The organism is Streptomyces sp. NPDC041122 (assembly GCF_055592445.1).
Genome location: NZ_JBVIYQ010000007.1, coordinates 103,787 through 120,338 on the forward strand (window position 1 = coordinate 103,787; position 16,552 = coordinate 120,338).

The following is a 16,552-nucleotide window of genomic DNA, read 5'->3' on the forward strand; positions in this document are numbered from 1 at the left end:
GCGGGACCGGCGGACGGGCCGCAGGCTCACCCCATGGTGTTCCGCCCCCTCCGCAGCGCCCGGTTCCTCGCCGCCCTCGCCGTTGCGGGCTCCGTCCTCGCGCCGCTGCCGGCCGCGTCCGACCCCGCGAGCCCCGCCCCGGGCCCCGTGCCCGGCGCGGCCGCACCGCCGCGCACCGTCTCCGCCTGGCTGCCGTACTGGGGTCGGGCGGCCGCGTACCGGAGCGCCCTGGACCACGCCGCCCAGCTGCACACCGTCAGCCCCTTCTGGTACCAGGCCAAGGCGGCCGGCGAGGTCGGACCGCACTCCGGCGCGGCGGACGCGAAGGTCATCGACGGACTGCACCGGGCCGGCATCAAGGTGGTGCCGACCGTCATGGAGACCCTGCCGCGCGGCGCGCTGGCCGCCGTGGTCACCGACCCCGGCCGCCGCGCCACCCACATCGAGACCCTCCTGGGCATCGTGCGCGGGCACGCCTACGACGGTCTCGACCTCGACTACGAGTCCATCGCGACCACCGGCGACGCGGAGTACGCGAAGGTCAGGGACGGTTACGCCACGCTGGTCACCGACCTGTGCCGCCGCCTGCACGACCTGCGCAAGAGCTGCGTCGTCACCGTCTCACCGAAGACCGCGGGCACCGGCCGCGTCTGGGACTACCGGCGGCTCGGCGCCGCCGCCGACCGGCTCCGCGTCATGGCGTACAACCTGCACTCGGCCGAAGGCACCCCAGGGCCCCTGTCCACCCCGGCCTGGTACGAAGAGATTCTGCGCAACGCCACCGCCGAAGTGCCGCGCGACAAGCTGGAGATGGCGCTGCCCGCCTACGGCTGGGACTGGGCCGTCGGCTCGCGCGAGCGCGCCCGGCACGTGACCTCCCGGGAGGCGGAGGCCCTGCGCGCCGCGGTGGCTGCCCCCTACCGCATCGACCCCGCCTCCAGCACCCCGCACTTCACGTACCGGGACGGCGGGAGCGAGCGCACGGTCTGGTACCAGGACGCGCGCGGCACCGCGGCCCACCTGCCCGTGCTGCGCCGGCACGGCGTGCGCAACACCGCGCTGTGGGCCCTCGGCTTCGAGGACCCGGCCCTGTGGGCGGAGTTGGCGAAGCCGTGAGGTGGGCCGGCGCGACGGCGCTCCGTGACGGCGGTTACGGGGCCTGCGCCGCGTCCGGCAGCGGCGCGGGCCACCGCTCGTACCACCGCTGGTCCGCCTCCAACTGCGCGGCCAGGGAGACCAGCAGCGGCTCGCTGCCCGCCGGACCCAGCAGCTGGGCGCCGAGCGGGAGGCCGCCCGGGGTGCGCCCCGCGGGCACGTTGACGCCCGGCCAGCCCAGCACGTTCCACGGCCACGCGTAGGGGCACGCGGCGATCATCGCCTGGTCGGTCCGCCAGCCGTTCATCGCGGCGAACGTGCCGACCCGCGGCGGGGGAGCGGCCGTCGTCGGCGCGAGCACCACGTCGTACGTCGAGAAGACGGCGCCGACCTGCCGGTGCAGGGCGGCCTCCGAGCGGCGCGCCAGCCGCAGCGGGGCGCCGCCCAACAGCCGTCCCATCCGGGCCGCTTCCCGGGTGCGCCGGTCCAGGCGGGAGACGTCCGGCACGTGCCGGCACCACTCCGCGATGCCCGCCGTGGCCCGCGGCACGAACGCCAGGCCGATCTGGCCGTAGCGCGGGTCGGCCTCCGTCACGTCGTGCCCGAGCGCCGCGAGCCGGTCCGCGAGCGAAACCACCCGGTCCCGCACCACCGGGTGCAGCCGCTTCGCCGTCGCCGTGAACGGCATCCGCAGCGACAGGGCGATGCGCAGCCGCCCCGGATCGCGGGTCGCGGCCTCGGCGGCCCGCACGGCGGGCGGCCGGTGCAGATCGCCCGGGTGGCTGCCGCTCGCCGCGTCCAGGAGCAGCGCGGCGTCCGCGACGGTCCTGGCGAGCGGGCCGTTGACGGTGATGCCCTGGAACGCCTCGGGCCACGGCCATGTCGATATCCGGCCGCGCTGCGGTTTGATCCCGACCAGATGCGTCCAGGCCGCCGGGATCCGCACCGAGCCCGCGCCGTCCGAGCCCAGCGCCGCGGGGACCAGGCCGGCGGCGACCGCCGCGGCCGAGCCGCCCGACGAGCCGCCGGGAGTATGACCGGTGTGCCACGGGTTGCGGGTGTCGCCGAAGCCCGGCCCCTCCGTGAACGGCCACTGCCCCAGCTCGCACGTGTTGGTCTTGCCGACGATCACCGCTCCGGCCGCCCGGAGCCTGCGCACCGCCTCCGCGTCCGCCGTCTTCGGCGGGAAGTCGCCCCCGCAGCCGAACGCGGTCGGCTCGCCCGCCACGTCCATGTCGTCCTTCACGGCCAGCGGAACGCCCAGCAGCGGCTGCCCCGGCCCGGCGCCCCCGGCCGCCAACTCCCGGTCGGCGGCGTCCGCCTCGGCGAGCGCGGCCTCGGCCCGCACCAGCTTGAAGGCGTTGAGCACGGGCTGCGACGCCTCGATCCTGGCCAGCGTCCGCTCGGTCAGCGCACGCGCGGACACCTCTCCCTCGGCCAGCGCGCGGGCGGTGCGCGCCAGGCCTTCGGCACGGTCGGCAGTCATGTGGGGGACACCTTCGCTCGACGACGGGTGCCCGAACGTTAACCGGCGAGTAGCACAACGCGGAACGCGCGCAGGGAAGTTCGCGCTGCCGCCCGGCCGTGGACACGACGCCTGCGTCTGCGAGGATGACGGGGCCATGGTGCAGATACCGAAGCAGCAGTCCACGCAGCGCTCCGTGCCGACGAGCGCCGACGTCGCCCGCCTGGCGGGGGTCTCCCGCGCCACCGTCTCGTACGTGCTGAACAACACCAGCGCCGTCCGCATCAGCGAACCCACGCGGCGCCGCGTGCACGAGGCGGCCAGGGAACTCGGCTACGTCCCGCACGCCGCGGCCCGCAGCCTGCGCGCCGGACACAGCCGCATGGTCCTGATGCCCACCGCGGAGATCCCGGTCGGCCCGCTCTTCAGCGCCTTCTTCAACGAACTGCAGTGGGCGCTCGGCCGGCTCGACTACACCGTCGTGCAGTACGCGAGCCTCGGCCTGACCGGTGAGGACGCGGCCCGCGCCTGGGCCGAGCTGCGGCCCGTGGCCGTCCTGGCCCCCGACGTCTCCGCGGTCGGCCCGCGCGGCGTGACCGTCCTGAAGCGGTCCGGCGCCCGCGCCGTCTTCACCCTCGGGCCGCACCGCGTGGAGGGCGCGCACGCGCTGCTCATGGACGGACGCAGGGTCGGCGAGGCTGCCGCCCTGCACTTCCTGGCCCGCGGGCGCCGCCGGATAGGCGTCGTCGTCCCCGAGGAACCGGGCCTGGAACACTTCTCGGGCCCCCGCCTCGAAGGGGTGCGCCAGGCGGTGGGCAGGACGCGGACCACCGGCGCCTCGGTCACCGAGCTGCCGCTCGCCTACGACGAGGAGTCCGCGGCCCGGCTCGCCGCGCGCTGGCCCGCTCTCGGCGTCGACGCCGTCTTCGCGTACAACGACGAGTACGCGATGCTCCTGATGCGCGCCCTTCAGGACGAGGGCGTCGCCATACCGGAGGAGACGGCCGTGATCGGCTCGGACGACCTGATGCTGGGACGGCTCCTCAGACCCCGGCTCAGCACCGTCCGGATCGAGCTGCCGTCCGGCCGCGGCCTGGCCGAGCTCGTCGACCGCGTGGTGCGCGACCCGGGCGCCGAACCCGAGGTGCACGACGTGCTCGGAGCGGACGTCGTGCACCGCGAGTCCAGCTGACCGCTACGGCCCGTGCGGCGGCCTACTGCTCCGGCTGGCCCTGCTGGGCCTGCTCCTCGGCGACCTGACGGCGCACCTCGTCCATGTCCAGGTTCCTGGCCTGGCCGATGACGTCCGTGAGCGCGGCCTCGGGCAGCGCGCCCGGCTGGGCGAACACCGCCACCTGGTCGCGGACGATCATCAGCGTCGGGATCGACTGGATGTTGAAGGCCTGGGCGAGCTCGGGCTGCGCCTCGGTGTCGACCTTGGCGAAGACCAGGTCGGGGTTGGCCTCGGCGGCCTTCTCGTACACGGGAGCGAACTGCTTGCACGGCCCGCACCAGTCGGCCCAGAAATCGATCAGGACGAAGCCGTTGTCCGTGACCGTCTGGTCGAAGTTCTCCTTGGTGAGCTCCACGGTCGTGCTGGTCATGGTGTTTCCCTACTTTCCTGCTGTCGGGCGTAGCCGTTGTGCACAACGGCCGATGATGCGGACGTATTCCGCCTTGTCGTGCGCGCGGAAGGTGCCGCATGTGCACCGGCGCATTTCGCGCGCGTACCCGTGTGGCCACGGCGCACACCTGCCGACACACTGTCCTCATGACGGATGCCATCACATACGACGTAGTAGTCATCGGAGCAGGTCCCGTGGGCGAGAACGTGGCGGACCGGGCCCGCGCCGCCGGGCTCAGCGCCGCCATCGTGGAGAGCGAACTGGTCGGCGGCGAGTGCTCCTACTGGGCCTGCATGCCCAGCAAGGCCCTGCTGCGCCCCGTCATCGCCCGCGCGGACGCCCGTCGCGTACCGGGCCTGCGCCAGTCCGTGCAGGGCCCCCTCGACACCGCCGCGGTCCTCGCGCACCGTGACGAGTACACCTCGCACTGGAAGGACGACGGGCAGGTCGGCTGGCTGGAGGGCGTCGGCGTCGACCTGCATCGGGGCCACGGCCGCCTCGCGGGCCCCCGCACGGTCACGGTCACCGGCAAGGACGACACGGAGCGCACCCTGCGGGCCCGGCACGCGGTGGCCGTGTGCACCGGCACCCGTGCCGCCCTGCCCGACCTGCCGGGGCTCGCCGACGTCAAGCCGTGGACCAGCCGCGAGGCCACCAGCGCCGACCGGGTCCCCGGCCGCCTCCTGGTGGTCGGCGGCGGCGTCGTCGCGGTGGAGATGGCCACCGCGTGGCAGGCCCTCGGCTCGCGGGTGACCGTGCTGGTGCGCGGCGGCGGCCTGCTGCCCCGCATGGAGCCCTTCGCGGGCGAGCTGGTGCAGGAGGCACTCACCGAGGCGGGCGCCGAGGTCCGCTCCGGCGTCTCCGTCACCGCGGTCACCCGCGAGAACGGCACCGTCACCGCCACCCTGGACGACAGCTCGACGCTCCAGGCCGACGAGATCCTCTTCGCCACCGGACGCGCCCCCCGCACCGACGACATCGGCCTGGAGACCGTCGGCCTGGAGCCGGGCTCCTGGCTGCCCGTCGACGAGAGCCTGCGCGTCGAGGGCAGCGACTGGCTGTACGCGGTGGGCGACGCGAACCACCGCGCGCTCCTCACCCACCAGGGCAAGTACCAGGCCCGTATCGCGGGCGCCGCCATCGCCGCCCGCGCCCAGGGCGTCCCGCTCCTGGAGACCGACCGCTGGGGCGCCCACTCCGCGACGGCCGACCACGCGGCCGTCCCGCAGGTCGTCTTCACCGATCCCGAGGCGGCCTCCGCGGGCCTCACCCTCGCCGAGGCGGAGGACGCCGGTCACCGCGTCCGGGCCGTGGACTACGACATGTCCGGCGTCGCGGGCGCCGGCCTGTTCGCCGACGGCTACCGGGGCCGCGCCCGCATGATCGTCGACCTGGACCGCGAGGTCCTGCTCGGCGTCACGTTCGTCGGCCCCGGCGTCGGCGAACTCATCCACTCGGCGACCATGGCCGTCGCCGGCGAGATCCCGCTGGACCGCCTGTGGCACGCGGTCCCCGCCTACCCCACGATCAGCGAGGTGTGGCTGCGGCTCCTGGAGACCTACCGGGGCTGACGGCGCCGGCGGGAGCGGTCAGCCGCCGGCGTACACGTCCTCGACGTAGCGCCCCTCGGCGACCAGCTCCCGCCACCACGCCTCGGCCGCGCCCGCGCCACCGCCGGTGAACTTCGCGTGCAGCCCCTTGAACGCCTCGCGGACTCCGGGCGCCATCCGCGCGCCGTCACCGCACACGTACACCCGGCCGCCCGACTCAAGGAGCTCCCAGACCTCCTCGGCCTCGGCCGCGATCCGGTCCTGTACGAAGAGCAGGTCGTCTTCGGGAGCGCGGGAGAACACGGGGCGCATCGACACCGCGCCCCCGCGGTCCGCCTCCGCCAGCTCCGCGCGGTGCAGATAGTCCACGTCGGGATGGTCGCAGCCGAAGTAGCAGAGCGCGGTGGCGAGTTGCCCGCCTCGACGCAGGAGTTCCACCCGGTCGGCGATGGCCCCGCGGAACGGCGCGAGGCCCGTGCCCGCACCGACCATGATGAGCGGAGTCGGTGCGTCGGCCGCGATCCGGAAGTCGTCCCGGCAGGGCTGCACGCGCGCGTGCAGGACGTCGCCGGGCCGCAGACCGTGCAGGTACGAGGAGCCGGTGCCGCGGAACGTGCCGCGCCCGGAGCGGTCCGGCGCCGAGAGGAGCGAGACCATCAGCTCGGCGTGGCCCGGCGCGACGGCGGGCGACGACGAGATCGAGTAGTGCCGCGGCCGGACCGGCGGCAGCAGGTCGAGCAGCACCGGCCACCCCAACTGGCCGCGCAGCGCCGGATGGTCCTCGATCAGATCGAGGAGGTTGCCCTGCCGCGCCGCCAACGCCTCTGGGGCTCCGGCCAGTTGTCGCAGCGCGTCCTGTTCGGGCGGGCACGGGTTGTGGTCGGCGAGGAGCGCGGCCTGCGCGGCGCTCGGGGCGTCCCGCAACTCCACGTACCGGCCGAGGAGTTCACGGACGGCGACCGGGCGGTCGAGGGGCAGGGTGGTGCGGCTGGGTCGGTGTGCCCGGATGTTGAGGACCGCGTCCAGGCCGACCCCGAAGGCGGCCGCCGCGCGCTCGACCGTCGCGGGGTCGTTGACGGGCAGGACGGCGAGGTGGTCGGCGGTGCGGTAGGCGGTGCCGTCGGGCAGCGCCACCCGCAGGAACCGCTTCGCGCGGCCGAGCGGATGGCTCATGTCGACGAGGTCGGCGCTCTCCGTGACCGTCATGGGCAGGGTGCCGTGCCGGGCGTCCAGCGCGTCCAGCGGACCGCCGCACACCTCCACGACGTCGTACGTCCTGGCCGGGGGAGCGGTGGCGGTCGCCCCGACGCTGTCCGGGTCCCCGTACCGCCGCAGCAGCGTGTCACGGAGCGCCGCGGTGAAGCGGTCCACCGACCCGGCGAGGTCCCCGGAGGCGTCGGCCTCGGCGCGCTCCAGGAGGCGGCTCGCGCCCGCGGCCGCGAGCTTGTCGTCGATGAGGGTCGGCACCCGCTGATAGGTCGCGGACCAGTTGCGGTCCCCGACGCCGAGGACCGCGTACGGCACACCGGCGGCGGCGTCCGGCGCGGCCCCCTCCAGCCAGGACACGAACGCGCCCGCGTCGTCGGTGGGCCTGCCGTTGTAGGAGGCGGCGACGATCACGACGGGGGAGTCGGCAGGCAAGGCGCCCGCGGCCTCGTCGAGCGGCGTGACGCGCACGTCGAAGCCCAGGTCGGCGGCGAGCTCACCGAGTTGCTCGGCGTAGCCGCGGCACGTCCCGAAGTTCGAGCCGTGCAGCAGCGTCAGGCCGGTGCCGGGCAGGGCCCGCGTCGGCAGACCTTCCTCCGGCGCCGCGGTCTTCGGCTCCGCGCCGGCGCCACCGGAGAGCGCGGCGGTCCGGCCGGCGGCGGCGAGGCTCCGCGCGCGGTCCTCCGGAGTGCGCGCCGCGAGGGTCATGGTGAAGCCCTCGGGCTTGAGGGTGAGGGTCTCCTTGACCTTCAGGCGGTAGTCGGCGCGGTCGAGGAACCGGTAACGGTGGATCAGCATGCCGAGCAGCATGGTGGCCTCGTGCAGGGCGAACTGCCGCCCGATGCAGGCGCGTTCACCGGTGCCGAACGGCTTGTACGCGTGCGGGGAGCGGGCCGCCTCGGCCTCCGGCGCGAAGCGGTCGGGGTCGAACTCCTCCACGTTGTCGCCCCAGACCGGGTCGCGGTGCAGCATCGGCGTGAGCACCACGACGCTCTGGCCCGCCCTGACCGGGTGGCGTCCGCCGAGGGTCGTGTCGGCGCGGGCCCGGCGCTGGAACGCGGGGGCGGTGGGCCACAGCCGCAGCGCCTCGTTGAGCACCTGGCGGACGTAGCGCAGCCGGCCCACGTCCTCGTAGGTCGGCTCGGGGTCCGGGTCGTCGCCCCACACCGCGTCCACCTCGGCCTGCGCGAGGTGCAGCACGGCGGGGTTCTTCACCAGGTGGTGCAGGGCGAAGGAGAGGGCGCCCGAGGTCGTCTCGTGGCCGGCGATGAGGAACGTGATGACCTGGTTGCGGATGTTCGCCTCGTCCAGGGCCTCGCCGCTCCCGGGGTGCGGCGAGTTGAGCATCAGGCCGAGCAGGTCGTCGGTGGCGGCGTCGCCGGACGCCTTGCGGGTCCCGATCACCTCGTCGACGACCTGGGCGAGGAACGCCGCGTCGGCCTCGAACGCCGCGTCCTCTTCCGCGTACTCCCCGGCGGGGTCCCGCGCCAGCTTCGCCTGACTGTGCGCCAGACCTCGTACGAGCGCCTGCACGAAGGGGTGCGGGTCGGCGCGCCGGAACGACTCGAAGTCGTAGCCGAAGCCGGCGAGGCCGATGGTGTCCAGCGTCATCCTGGTCATGTCCTCCGAGACCTCCACCGGCCCCGACTCGGCGGCGCCGGGCGCGAACCGGCCGTCCCAGGAGGCGATGAGGCGCCGGGCCACGCGCAGCATGTGCGGGTGGTACGTCCGCATCGAGTTCATGGCGAAGGCGGGGAGCAGGATGTCGTGCGCCTTGGCCCAGTTGGGCTCGTCGTCGTACGCCGTGAACAGTCCATCGCCCGCGATGCCGCGCACGTTCTCCAGGGCGGGACCGATGCCCTTCGCGAACCGGGTCTCGTCGGCGAGCTCCTCGACCAGCTCCAGCGAGCTGACCCAGACGGTCTCGCGCCCGTGGTACCGGCGGACGTAGAAGGGCCCGTGCCGCCGCGCGAGTTCCACGGACTGCTGGATGGGGGTGGCGGTGGGCCCGGACGTCGTCACGTCGACGGTGGGCAGTACGAGGTCGGGGTGGTCCCGCAGACCGCGGATCTCGACGGGGTGTTCTTCGCTCATCGGCCAGTGCCTCTTCCCGTGGACGCAAGGGAGTTGAGCGCCCGGAAGCGGGGCGCCGCTCCTACCGTGGCCCGCCCCGGCGCGCGATCCGGCCCGAGAACTACATAATCTTGTAGGGCTCTTTTCCGGCCCGGCGCTTGCGCGCGTGACACCGGAGTGTGCGGCGGTGACGGTGGGGGTCGGCCGTGGTGTGAGAGATGTGCGAGGTGTGTGAGTTGTGCGTGATGTGTACGGGAAGGGGTGTGCGTGAGTGACGCGGGCGAGCCGGGCGAGTGCCGCGGCGACGGGGCGGAGAAGGCCGCCGACGCCGCTGTCTGGCGGGGCCGCTTCCTCAGTCTGCTCGACCGTTCCCCTACCCCGACCGCCATCGCCGGCGCGGACGGACTCGTCTCCGTCGCCAACCCGGCGTTCGCCGCCGCTCTGGGCCTCCAGCCGGGCCGCGTCGCGAACCGGCTGCTGCTCGAACTGCTCACGCCCACCAACAGTCGGCAGCTGCGCAAGCTCGACGAGGCGATGCGCTCCGGCCGCAGATCCCGTTACCCCGTCGAGGCCACGTGGCGGGTGCGGGGCGCGGCCCGGCACGGCCAGGTGACCGTCGAACCGGTCACCGACCCGCTGGAGGAGACCCCGCCCCTGCTGGTGACGCTGCGTCTGGCCGAGGAGCGGCCGGAGCCGACGGGGGAGAGCGCCGCGGACGGCGCGGGAGGTGAGCTCGCCCACCCCGCCCTGAGCGCGCAGGAGGCCCGCATCCTGCGCCTGGTGGCCGGCGGCGCCACGACGTCGGTCGTGGCGCGCACGGTCGGGATCGGCGTCGACGGCGTCAACTACCACCTCACGCGGCTCTGCCGACGGCTCCAGGCACCGAACCGTACGGCGCTGGTGGCGCGGGCCTACGTACTCGGGCTGCTCGACCCCGCGGCCTGGCCGCCGAAGGTGGCGGCTCCGGTCGCGCGGCGCGGGGGCGCGGAGGGCGGTTCCTGAGGCCGGCCGGGCGCTCCGTACCGAGCCTGATTGGGCACCGGCGCAACGGGTCCAGGTGGCTCCGGGCCGTGATCAACCCCGACGTATTCTTGCGGCGTGACGCACCACAAGGCAGCCGACGTGCACGTCGACGCGATGATCGATGACCTCAGGACACTCGTCGAGGTGGAGTCGCCCTCCCGCGACACCGACGCCCTGACTGCCTCGGCACACGCCGTCGCGGCCGTCGTCGAGAACCGGCTCGGCGGGCGGGCCGTGCTCGTGGGCAGCGAAGCCGGACCGCACGTGCACTGGTCCGGCGGCGGTGAGCCCCGGGTGCTCGTCCTCGGCCACCACGACACGGTGTTCCCGCTCGGCACCCTCGCGCGACGCCCCTTCAAGGTCGAGGACGGGCACGCGACCGGCCCCGGGGTCTTCGACATGCTGGGCGGTCTGGTGCAGGCCGTGCACGGCCTCGCGGCGCTCGACGACCTGACCGGCGTCGAGATCCTGGTGACCGCTGATGAGGAGGTCGGCTCGCACTCCTCCCGCGCCCTCATCGAGGAACGCGCCCTCGCCTGCGGTGCCGTCCTGGTCTTCGAGGGCGCGGCCGAGGGCGGCGGACTCAAGACCGGCCGGAAGGGGTGCGGGACGTTCGAGGTGACCGTCACGGGCCGGGCCGCGCACGCCGGACTCGAACCCGAGACGGGCGTCAACGCCCTGACCGAGGCGGCACGCCAGGTCCTCGACATCGCGGCGCTCGGGCGCCCCGAGATCGGCACCACCGTCACGCCGACCGTCGCGTCCGCGGGCACGCTGGACAACGTGGTGCCCGCCGAGGCGACGATCGTCGTCGACGTCCGCGTCGAGACGGGCGAGGAGAAGGAGCGTGTCGAGTCCGCGTTCGCGGCCCTGACGCCGCACCTCGACGGCGCGCACGTCACGGTCCGCGGATCCGTCGGGCGCCCTCCGATGCCGGAGTCCGCGTCGGCCGAACTCTTCGCCCTGGCGCGGCGACTGATGCCCGGCGTGGCAGGCCGGTCGGTCGGCGGCGGGAGCGACGGCAACTTCACGGCAGCTCTTGGAGTGCCGACGCTGGACGGTCTCGGCGCCGTCGGGGGAGGGGCCCACGCCGACCACGAGTACGTGGTCGTCGCGGCCATGGCGGAGCGGGCGGAGCTCGTCACCGGTCTCGTACGCGCCCTGCGGGACCGGCCCGGTGACGCGGTGTCCGGCCGGGCCGCCGGATAGCGTGGGCCCATGCGAGCTGAGCGGCCCGGGCCGGTGGACGAACCCACCGACCCGGACATCGATCTGTCCGTGGCGGCGCAGCGCCGCGACGTGACGCACGGCCAGGGGCAGATCCTCGCGGCGGTCTCCCTCGGGGGCGGCCTGGGCGCGGTCGCCCGCTACGCGGCCTCCGAGATCTGGCCGAGTGCCCCTCACGCGTTCCCCTGGACGACCCTCCTGGTGAACGCCGCGGGATGCGCGGCGATCGGCGTGCTCATGGTGCTGGTCACGGAGGCACGGACGGCCCACCGCCTGGTGCGGCCGTTCCTCGGCACCGGTGTCCTCGGCGGCTTCACCACGTTCTCGACGTACGCGGTGGACATCGAGCGCCTGATCCGCGAGGGCCACCCCCGCACCGGCCTCGCCTACCTGGGCCTGACCCTGCTGGCGGCCCTCGCGGCGGCCTGGTGCGCGGCGTGGACGACGCGCCGCGCGGTGGCGTGGCGGCGGACATGAACTGGCTGCTCGTCATCGCCGGCGGCATGATCGGTGCCCCCCTGCGCTACCTCACGGACCGCGCCGTGCAGCTGCGGCACAGGACGGACTTCCCCTGGGGCACGTTCACCGTCAACGCGACGGGCTGCCTGATCCTCGGCCTGCTCACCGGGGCGGTCATGGCGGGCGCCGCGACGGCCCAGACCCAGCTGTTCCTCGGTACGGGTCTGTGCGGGGCGCTGACGACGTATTCGACGTTCTCGTACGAGACCCTGCGCCTGGCCGAGCGCGGCGCGGGCTTCCAGGCGACGGCCAACGCCCTGGGCAGCGTCTCGGTGGGTTTGGGCGCGGCGTTCGCGGGGGTGGGTGTGGGGGAGGTCATCTGGCGGTGACGGCGCATGCCCCGCCCCAGCCCGCGGCCCGCTTCACGGCGCCCTTGTCCGGTTGAGTGTGTGGGTTCGGGCCTGTGTGACCGAGTGAGCCGGGCCGGACGGCCCGGCTCGTCGACTGTTTTCCGTTTTCCCGGAGGTTTCGCGAACTACGTGGGACCAGGGCTGCTGGGAAGTGTGAGCGTCGAGTGGGCGTGGAGCGTGATGCGCACCGGTGTGAAGGTGGTGGCGTCCAGTGGCGACTCGCCGGTGCCGGGATTCCGGGCGTAGCGCGGGTGGGCGCCCGCGCTGATCTGCCAGCGTATGCGGTGGCCGACGGGGAAGCGGTGGGCGGTGGAGCTCATCGGTACGGTGACCTGCGAGGGCGTCCGGCCGGCCGTCGGTAGGCGGCTGAACCCGTCGCAGATGTTGACGGAGCGGCCTTGTGGGTCCACGTCGCACAGGCGCGTGAAGACATCGGCGTGGCCGGTGTCGGTGGAGACGCTCAGCCGTGCGGAGACGGGGCCCAGGACGTCCAGGGGCTCGGTCAGGGGTGGTCCGGTGAAGGTCAGGACGTCGTCTCGGGCCTCCAGGGCGGCGTTGTCCCGGGGGCCGGCGGTGCGGGAGAGCAGGGGGCCGCCCAGGGAGGGGGTGGGGTCGGCCGGGTCGTAGCGGATCGCCGCCACGGGTGCGGAGTCTGTGGGGGCCCGCTGGGTGAGATGCCCGCCAGGAATGGGGTACCACGGGGTGGCAGCCGCGGCCGGAGGCCATGCGTCGAGGTCCTGCCAACTGTCTTCGCCGCCGATGTGCACACGTACCGCGGTGGGACGCAGGTCTGAGGGATCGGCGTCCAGGTGGGCGCGCAGCCACGCGAGGCTCTCGGCGAATACCTCGGGCCATCCTCGCTGCAGGGCCGACGTGTGGGTCCAGGGCCCCACGAGCAGGGCGGTCCGGCATCCGGCCCGGCGCAGCCGGTCGTACTGCTCGAAGGTCTGGTCGGCCAGTGCGTCGTGCCATCCGGTGATGAGGGCCGTGGGTACGCGGAGCCGCTCCGCCGACTCCGCCAACGACGCTCCGTGCCAGTAGGAGTCCTCGGCGTCCGGGTGGGTCATCACGTCGTCCAGCCACGGCAGTTCGCTGCCGAAGGCCGACACGTACGCCCTGCGCGGGGGCTGCTTGGTGGTGACCTCGCGCAGGCGCCGTTGCAGGCGCAGCGTCGCCTTGAGGAACGGTGCCATGCCTTGGTGCTGGTAGTTCATGCCCAGGCCCACGGCGAGGGCGTTCTCCAGACGGAGCGCACCGCCCGCGTGGAACAGGGCGTGGGGATCGTGCAGCCCCACTTGCACCACCATGGCCTTCAGCTCCGGCGGGGGGTCCAGAGCGAGGGCCCATTGCACGTAGCCCAGGTAACTGGGGCCGACGGTCCCCAGTGTTCCGTTGAACCAGGGCTGCTCGCGCAGCCAGGCCACCGTGGCCCGGCCGTCGGCGGCCTCGTTGCGCCAGAGATCGAACGTGCCGCCCGAACCTCCGGTGCCGCGGCAGCTCTGCAGGACCACGTGGAAGCCCTGCTCGGCGAAGAGCAGGCCGAACTGGGGTGACCACGGCAGGCCTCGGCCATAAGGGGAGCGGACCAGCAGGGTGGGGAAGTCGCCCTGGGCGCGCGGGAAATAGTGGTCCGTGATCAACGGGCTGCCGTCGGCGGCCGGTACCGACAGTCCCGGCTCCCACCCGACCTCGTACCGCCTCGCCGGCAGGCCTCGCCAGGTCGCCCGCATCATCCGGGCGGACAGCGGCGACTTTCCGGCGGGTGGCACCCAGGCTGGTCCGGCTGCGGCTGCGGCTGCGGCTGCGGCATCGGGCGTGCGTGATGGCATCGGTGCCCTCCTCTATTCTCGTACGATGTACGAGAATAGAGGATGCTTGGATGACCTCGAAGCAAGGGCCGACCCAGCCACCAGGGGAAGGAGAGCGAGGTCATGTCCGACGACGGAACATCCGGTGCCGAGAGCGTCGATCCCGAACAGCTCTGGCTGCGTCCCACCGAGCCGCGCAGGGGCCGCAAACCCTCCTTCAGCCGGGAGGCGATCACCGCCGCGGCCGTCACTCTGGCGGACGCGGAAGGACTCGACGCGGTCACGATGCGGCGGGTGGCTGCCGAGGTCGGGGCGGGCGTCATGTCGCTCTACAGCTACGCCCCCGACAAGGAGACGTTGCTGGAGCTGATGGTCGACCACGTGAGCGGCGAACTCACGGTCACGGACCCACCGAGCGGCGACTGGCGTGCCGATCTGAAGACCGTGGCCCGCCTGCAGCGCGCCCACATGCTGCGGCACCCTTGGCTGCCCGTCGCCTTGTTCACCCGTCGTGTTCCGGGGCCCAACACGCTGACCTTCCTGGAACAGGTGCTCGCCGTCCTGCGGCCCACCGGGCTGGACGGTGCGGCGAAGCTCGAGATCTTCGCCCAGATCACCGCATTCGTGGCCGGGTACGTGATCCAGGAGAGCGCGCACGCCGCAGTCTCGCGATCACCGGACCGGGCCGCGGCCGAGGGTCGCTACCTCGCCGCTGTCGCCGCCGACGGCCGCCACCCGGAACTCGCCGAAGCCCTCTCCGCTCCCGGACGCCCCCTCACACCCGACGCCACCTTCACCCGGTTCCTCAACCGGCTGATCGACGGCCTCGATACTGACTGACGCGCCACATCGACGCGTGCCCGGGTTCTCAGCCGCCGAGTTCGTAGCGGAGCTGGACGACGCCGTTGCCGAAGGTGTGGGTTCCGGTGAGTCGCAGGTCCGTCCGGACGTCCGCAGGCCGGAACATCGGCCTGCCTCGGCCGATCAGCACCGGGTGGACGTAGACGTGGATCTCGTCGATCAGCCTCTCGCGCAGGAACGTCGAGGCCAGGTCCGCGCCTCCCACCACCACGTCCCCGTTCGCCTTCCCGACAAGGGCCCGGATCTCCTCGGGGACCACCTCGCGCACGATCGTCGTGTTCCAGTCGGCCCGTTCCAGGGTCCGCGAGAACACGTACTTGGGCATGGTCCGCCAGATGGGGCCGAACTCCCGCATCGCCTCGGTGAACCCCGGCTCGTCGTCCGCGGTCGGCCAGACCTCGGCCATCAGCTCCCAGGTGACGCGCCCCTCGAAGAACGCGCCCATGCGGGCCGCCTTCTCGTTGAAGTGGCGGTGCAGCTCGTCGTCGACCAGGCTCCAGTCGAGCTCGCGGTCCGGCCCCTCCATGAAGCCGTCCAGCGACACGGACATCATCCAGATGATCTTGCCCATCACGGTCCTCGCCGTCATCCGTGCCCGCCGCTGCCGCGGCGGCGGGTCTACGGATGACGGTAGAGGGTGGGGGGCTCCTGCTCACCCCGCCGAGCGTGTGTGTCCGCGTGGCCGGCGCGGGCTCACGGCCGGCCGGGGTCCCCGGTCAGCGCCGCCGCCATCCGCAGATGCGGCCTGGCGTCGTCCGGGCGGCCCTGCCGCTGCAGCGTGCGCCCCAGCATGAGGTGGGCGTAACTTTCCACCGGGTCGAGTTCGAGGACCTCGCGCAACGCGGTCTCCGCGCGCAGCAGTTGGGCCGAGTGGTAGTAGGCGCGGGCCAGCAGCAGGCGCGGGGCGACCTGCTCCGGCACCTCGTCGGCCAGGGTGACCAGAACGCGCGCCGCCGTCGCGTACTCCTTGGCGTCGAAGAACAGCCGTGCCCGCTCCCAGCGCTCCGCCGGCGTGCCGTGGTCGTAGTACGTCGTGTCCACCGTTTGCTCCACTGTCTGCCTCCTTCGAGGCCTGCAACAGAGCCGTGTGGTTGAAAATTCCACTAGCGGGTGGCGAGCCGTTCCAGCAGCGTGGCGCTCCGTGCGAGCAGCTCCCGCTCCTCGTCGTCGAGTTCGGCGTCGATGGCCCGCGCGAGCCAGCCGACCCGGCGGCCGCGCTCCGCCTCCAGCGCCGCCCGGCCCGCGTCCGACAGCTCGACCAGGGATTTGCGGCCGTCCGTGGGGTGCGCCCGGCGCGTGACCAGGTCCTGTTCCATGAGCAGCCCCACCGCCCTGGCCATCGACTGCGGGCGCACGCGCTGGTCGGCGGCGAGGTCGCTGGTGGTCATGGCGCCGTCGCGGTCGAGCGCGCCGAGCACGGCGACCTGGCCCAGCGGGATCCGGTCCTCGTGCTTGACGCGTCGGGTGAGCTTGCCCATCGCCGTGCGCAGTTCGGCGGCGATGGCGGCGGCTTCCGAGGTGGGCATACGGCACTTTAGCCCGTCGCCCGGCGCCGTCGCGCGGCTGACCTGCGCGGCTGCCCCCGTCGCGGTCCCGTGGCGATCGACGCGCAACGGTGTCGCACGGCACTGCACAGCAATACTGTGCAGCAGAACTGAACAGCATTGCTGTACTGTTCCTGATCGTCGGGCCCAGCGCCAGCGTCGTCGCAGCCGGGGCCCCGGCGCCACGACCACGGGAAGGACCTCCC

General features: G+C 73.6%; 15 protein-coding genes. 8 read left to right on the forward strand and 7 right to left on the reverse strand.

Annotated elements, in window-relative coordinates:
* The first annotated feature begins 33 nt into the window (after positions 1 to 33).
* Positions 34 to 1,116: a glycosyl hydrolase family 18 protein gene (locus ACZ6B8_RS24815; RefSeq protein WP_471608666.1), complete on the forward strand. Its 1,083-nt coding sequence runs from the start codon at positions 34 to 36 to the stop codon at positions 1,114 to 1,116.
* A 34-nt stretch (positions 1,117 to 1,150) separates the two neighbouring features.
* Here ACZ6B8_RS24815 and ACZ6B8_RS24820 read toward each other — a convergent pair whose 3' ends face one another.
* Positions 1,151 to 2,581, reverse strand: a complete 1,431-nt coding sequence (locus tag ACZ6B8_RS24820) for an amidase (protein WP_471608667.1) — start codon at positions 2,579 to 2,581, stop codon at positions 1,151 to 1,153.
* Positions 2,582 to 2,717: 136 nt separating this feature from the next.
* Between ACZ6B8_RS24820 and ACZ6B8_RS24825 the strand changes: the two genes are divergently transcribed.
* The gene (locus ACZ6B8_RS24825; RefSeq protein WP_471071736.1) at positions 2,718 to 3,752 is read left to right on the forward strand and encodes a LacI family DNA-binding transcriptional regulator; all 1,035 of its coding nucleotides are present in this window, start codon (positions 2,718 to 2,720) and stop codon (positions 3,750 to 3,752) included.
* 22 nt (positions 3,753 to 3,774) lie between these two features.
* On the opposite strand, the gene trxA is transcribed toward ACZ6B8_RS24825, so the two are convergent.
* The gene (gene trxA, locus ACZ6B8_RS24830; protein WP_471608668.1) at positions 3,775 to 4,164 is read right to left on the reverse strand and encodes a thioredoxin; all 390 of its coding nucleotides are present in this window, start codon (positions 4,162 to 4,164) and stop codon (positions 3,775 to 3,777) included.
* A 167-nt stretch (positions 4,165 to 4,331) separates the two neighbouring features.
* Between trxA and ACZ6B8_RS24835 the strand changes: the two genes are divergently transcribed.
* Positions 4,332 to 5,756 (forward strand): dihydrolipoyl dehydrogenase family protein, encoded by a 1,425-nt coding sequence (locus ACZ6B8_RS24835; RefSeq protein WP_471608669.1) that lies wholly within the window; start codon positions 4,332 to 4,334, stop codon positions 5,754 to 5,756.
* An 18-nt stretch (positions 5,757 to 5,774) separates the two neighbouring features.
* Here the strand turns inward: ACZ6B8_RS24835 and ACZ6B8_RS24840 are convergent, their stop codons facing one another.
* Positions 5,775 to 9,035 carry a bifunctional cytochrome P450/NADPH--P450 reductase gene (locus ACZ6B8_RS24840; protein ID WP_471608670.1) on the reverse strand — a complete coding sequence of 1,087 codons (3,261 nt, stop codon included), beginning with the start codon at positions 9,033 to 9,035 and terminating at the stop codon, positions 5,775 to 5,777.
* 246 nt (positions 9,036 to 9,281) lie between these two features.
* Here ACZ6B8_RS24840 and ACZ6B8_RS24845 point away from each other — a divergent pair, with 246 nt between their 5' ends.
* The 4 genes from ACZ6B8_RS24845 to crcB (ACZ6B8_RS24860) all read left to right on the forward strand — a co-directional run bounded on the left by ACZ6B8_RS24845 (position 9,282) and on the right by crcB (ACZ6B8_RS24860) (position 12,112).
* Complete coding sequence (locus ACZ6B8_RS24845; protein ID WP_471608671.1) at positions 9,282 to 10,016, forward strand: PAS domain-containing protein; 735 nt, start codon at positions 9,282 to 9,284, stop codon at positions 10,014 to 10,016.
* A 135-nt stretch (positions 10,017 to 10,151) separates the two neighbouring features.
* On the forward strand, positions 10,152 to 11,246 hold the full coding sequence (locus ACZ6B8_RS24850) for a M20 family metallopeptidase (protein WP_471608913.1): 1,095 nt from the start codon (positions 10,152 to 10,154) through the stop codon (positions 11,244 to 11,246).
* A 9-nt stretch (positions 11,247 to 11,255) separates the two neighbouring features.
* Entirely contained in the window at positions 11,256 to 11,741 is a 486-nt protein-coding gene (gene crcB, locus ACZ6B8_RS24855) for a fluoride efflux transporter CrcB (RefSeq protein ID WP_471608672.1), read from the forward strand.
* Positions 11,738 to 12,112 carry a fluoride efflux transporter CrcB gene (gene crcB, locus ACZ6B8_RS24860; RefSeq protein ID WP_471608914.1) on the forward strand — a complete coding sequence of 125 codons (375 nt, stop codon included), beginning with the start codon at positions 11,738 to 11,740 and terminating at the stop codon, positions 12,110 to 12,112. The genes crcB (ACZ6B8_RS24855) and crcB (ACZ6B8_RS24860) overlap by 4 nt, the downstream gene beginning before the upstream one ends.
* A 146-nt stretch (positions 12,113 to 12,258) precedes the next feature.
* Here the strand turns inward: crcB (ACZ6B8_RS24860) and ACZ6B8_RS24865 are convergent, their stop codons facing one another.
* A complete protein-coding gene (locus tag ACZ6B8_RS24865; RefSeq protein WP_471608673.1) occupies positions 12,259 to 13,962 on the reverse strand; it encodes a CocE/NonD family hydrolase in 1,704 nt (567 codons plus the stop codon).
* A 102-nt stretch (positions 13,963 to 14,064) separates the two neighbouring features.
* Between ACZ6B8_RS24865 and ACZ6B8_RS24870 the strand changes: the two genes are divergently transcribed.
* The gene (locus ACZ6B8_RS24870; protein ID WP_471608674.1) at positions 14,065 to 14,781 is read left to right on the forward strand and encodes a TetR/AcrR family transcriptional regulator; all 717 of its coding nucleotides are present in this window, start codon (positions 14,065 to 14,067) and stop codon (positions 14,779 to 14,781) included.
* Positions 14,782 to 14,809: 28 nt separating this feature from the next.
* Here the strand turns inward: ACZ6B8_RS24870 and ACZ6B8_RS24875 are convergent, their stop codons facing one another.
* From ACZ6B8_RS24875 to ACZ6B8_RS24885, 3 genes are all read right to left on the reverse strand, one after another.
* A complete protein-coding gene (locus ACZ6B8_RS24875) occupies positions 14,810 to 15,391 on the reverse strand; it encodes a dihydrofolate reductase family protein (protein ID WP_471608675.1) in 582 nt (193 codons plus the stop codon).
* 104 nt (positions 15,392 to 15,495) lie between these two features.
* Positions 15,496 to 15,843: a tetratricopeptide repeat protein gene (locus tag ACZ6B8_RS24880; RefSeq protein ID WP_471608915.1), complete on the reverse strand. Its 348-nt coding sequence runs from the start codon at positions 15,841 to 15,843 to the stop codon at positions 15,496 to 15,498.
* Positions 15,844 to 15,905: 62 nt separating this feature from the next.
* Positions 15,906 to 16,328 carry a MarR family winged helix-turn-helix transcriptional regulator gene (locus ACZ6B8_RS24885; RefSeq protein WP_471608676.1) on the reverse strand — a complete coding sequence of 141 codons (423 nt, stop codon included), beginning with the start codon at positions 16,326 to 16,328 and terminating at the stop codon, positions 15,906 to 15,908.
* Positions 16,329 to 16,552: the final 224 nt, after the last annotated feature.

What these genes read in the sequence shown, in the direction of transcription:
- crcB (WP_471608914.1), top strand. Translation starts at nt 11,738, where the DNA reads ATGAACTGGCTGCTCGTCATCGCCGGCGGCATGATCGGTGCCCCCCTG.
- crcB (WP_471608672.1), top strand. Translation starts at nt 11,256, where the DNA reads ATGCGAGCTGAGCGGCCCGGGCCGGTGGACGAACCCACCGACCCGGAC.
- ACZ6B8_RS24815 (WP_471608666.1), top strand. Translation starts at nt 34, where the DNA reads ATGGTGTTCCGCCCCCTCCGCAGCGCCCGGTTCCTCGCCGCCCTCGCC.
- trxA (WP_471608668.1), bottom strand. Translation starts at nt 4,164, where the DNA reads ATGACCAGCACGACCGTGGAGCTCACCAAGGAGAACTTCGACCAGACG.
- ACZ6B8_RS24875 (WP_471608675.1), bottom strand. Translation starts at nt 15,391, where the DNA reads ATGACGGCGAGGACCGTGATGGGCAAGATCATCTGGATGATGTCCGTG.
- ACZ6B8_RS24835 (WP_471608669.1), top strand. Translation starts at nt 4,332, where the DNA reads ATGACGGATGCCATCACATACGACGTAGTAGTCATCGGAGCAGGTCCC.
- ACZ6B8_RS24840 (WP_471608670.1), bottom strand. Translation starts at nt 9,035, where the DNA reads ATGAGCGAAGAACACCCCGTCGAGATCCGCGGTCTGCGGGACCACCCC.
- ACZ6B8_RS24865 (WP_471608673.1), bottom strand. Translation starts at nt 13,962, where the DNA reads ATGCCATCACGCACGCCCGATGCCGCAGCCGCAGCCGCAGCCGCAGCC.
- ACZ6B8_RS24825 (WP_471071736.1), top strand. Translation starts at nt 2,718, where the DNA reads ATGGTGCAGATACCGAAGCAGCAGTCCACGCAGCGCTCCGTGCCGACG.
- ACZ6B8_RS24850 (WP_471608913.1), top strand. Translation starts at nt 10,152, where the DNA reads ATGATCGATGACCTCAGGACACTCGTCGAGGTGGAGTCGCCCTCCCGC.
- ACZ6B8_RS24885 (WP_471608676.1), bottom strand. Translation starts at nt 16,328, where the DNA reads ATGCCCACCTCGGAAGCCGCCGCCATCGCCGCCGAACTGCGCACGGCG.
- ACZ6B8_RS24820 (WP_471608667.1), bottom strand. Translation starts at nt 2,581, where the DNA reads ATGACTGCCGACCGTGCCGAAGGCCTGGCGCGCACCGCCCGCGCGCTG.
- ACZ6B8_RS24870 (WP_471608674.1), top strand. Translation starts at nt 14,065, where the DNA reads ATGTCCGACGACGGAACATCCGGTGCCGAGAGCGTCGATCCCGAACAG.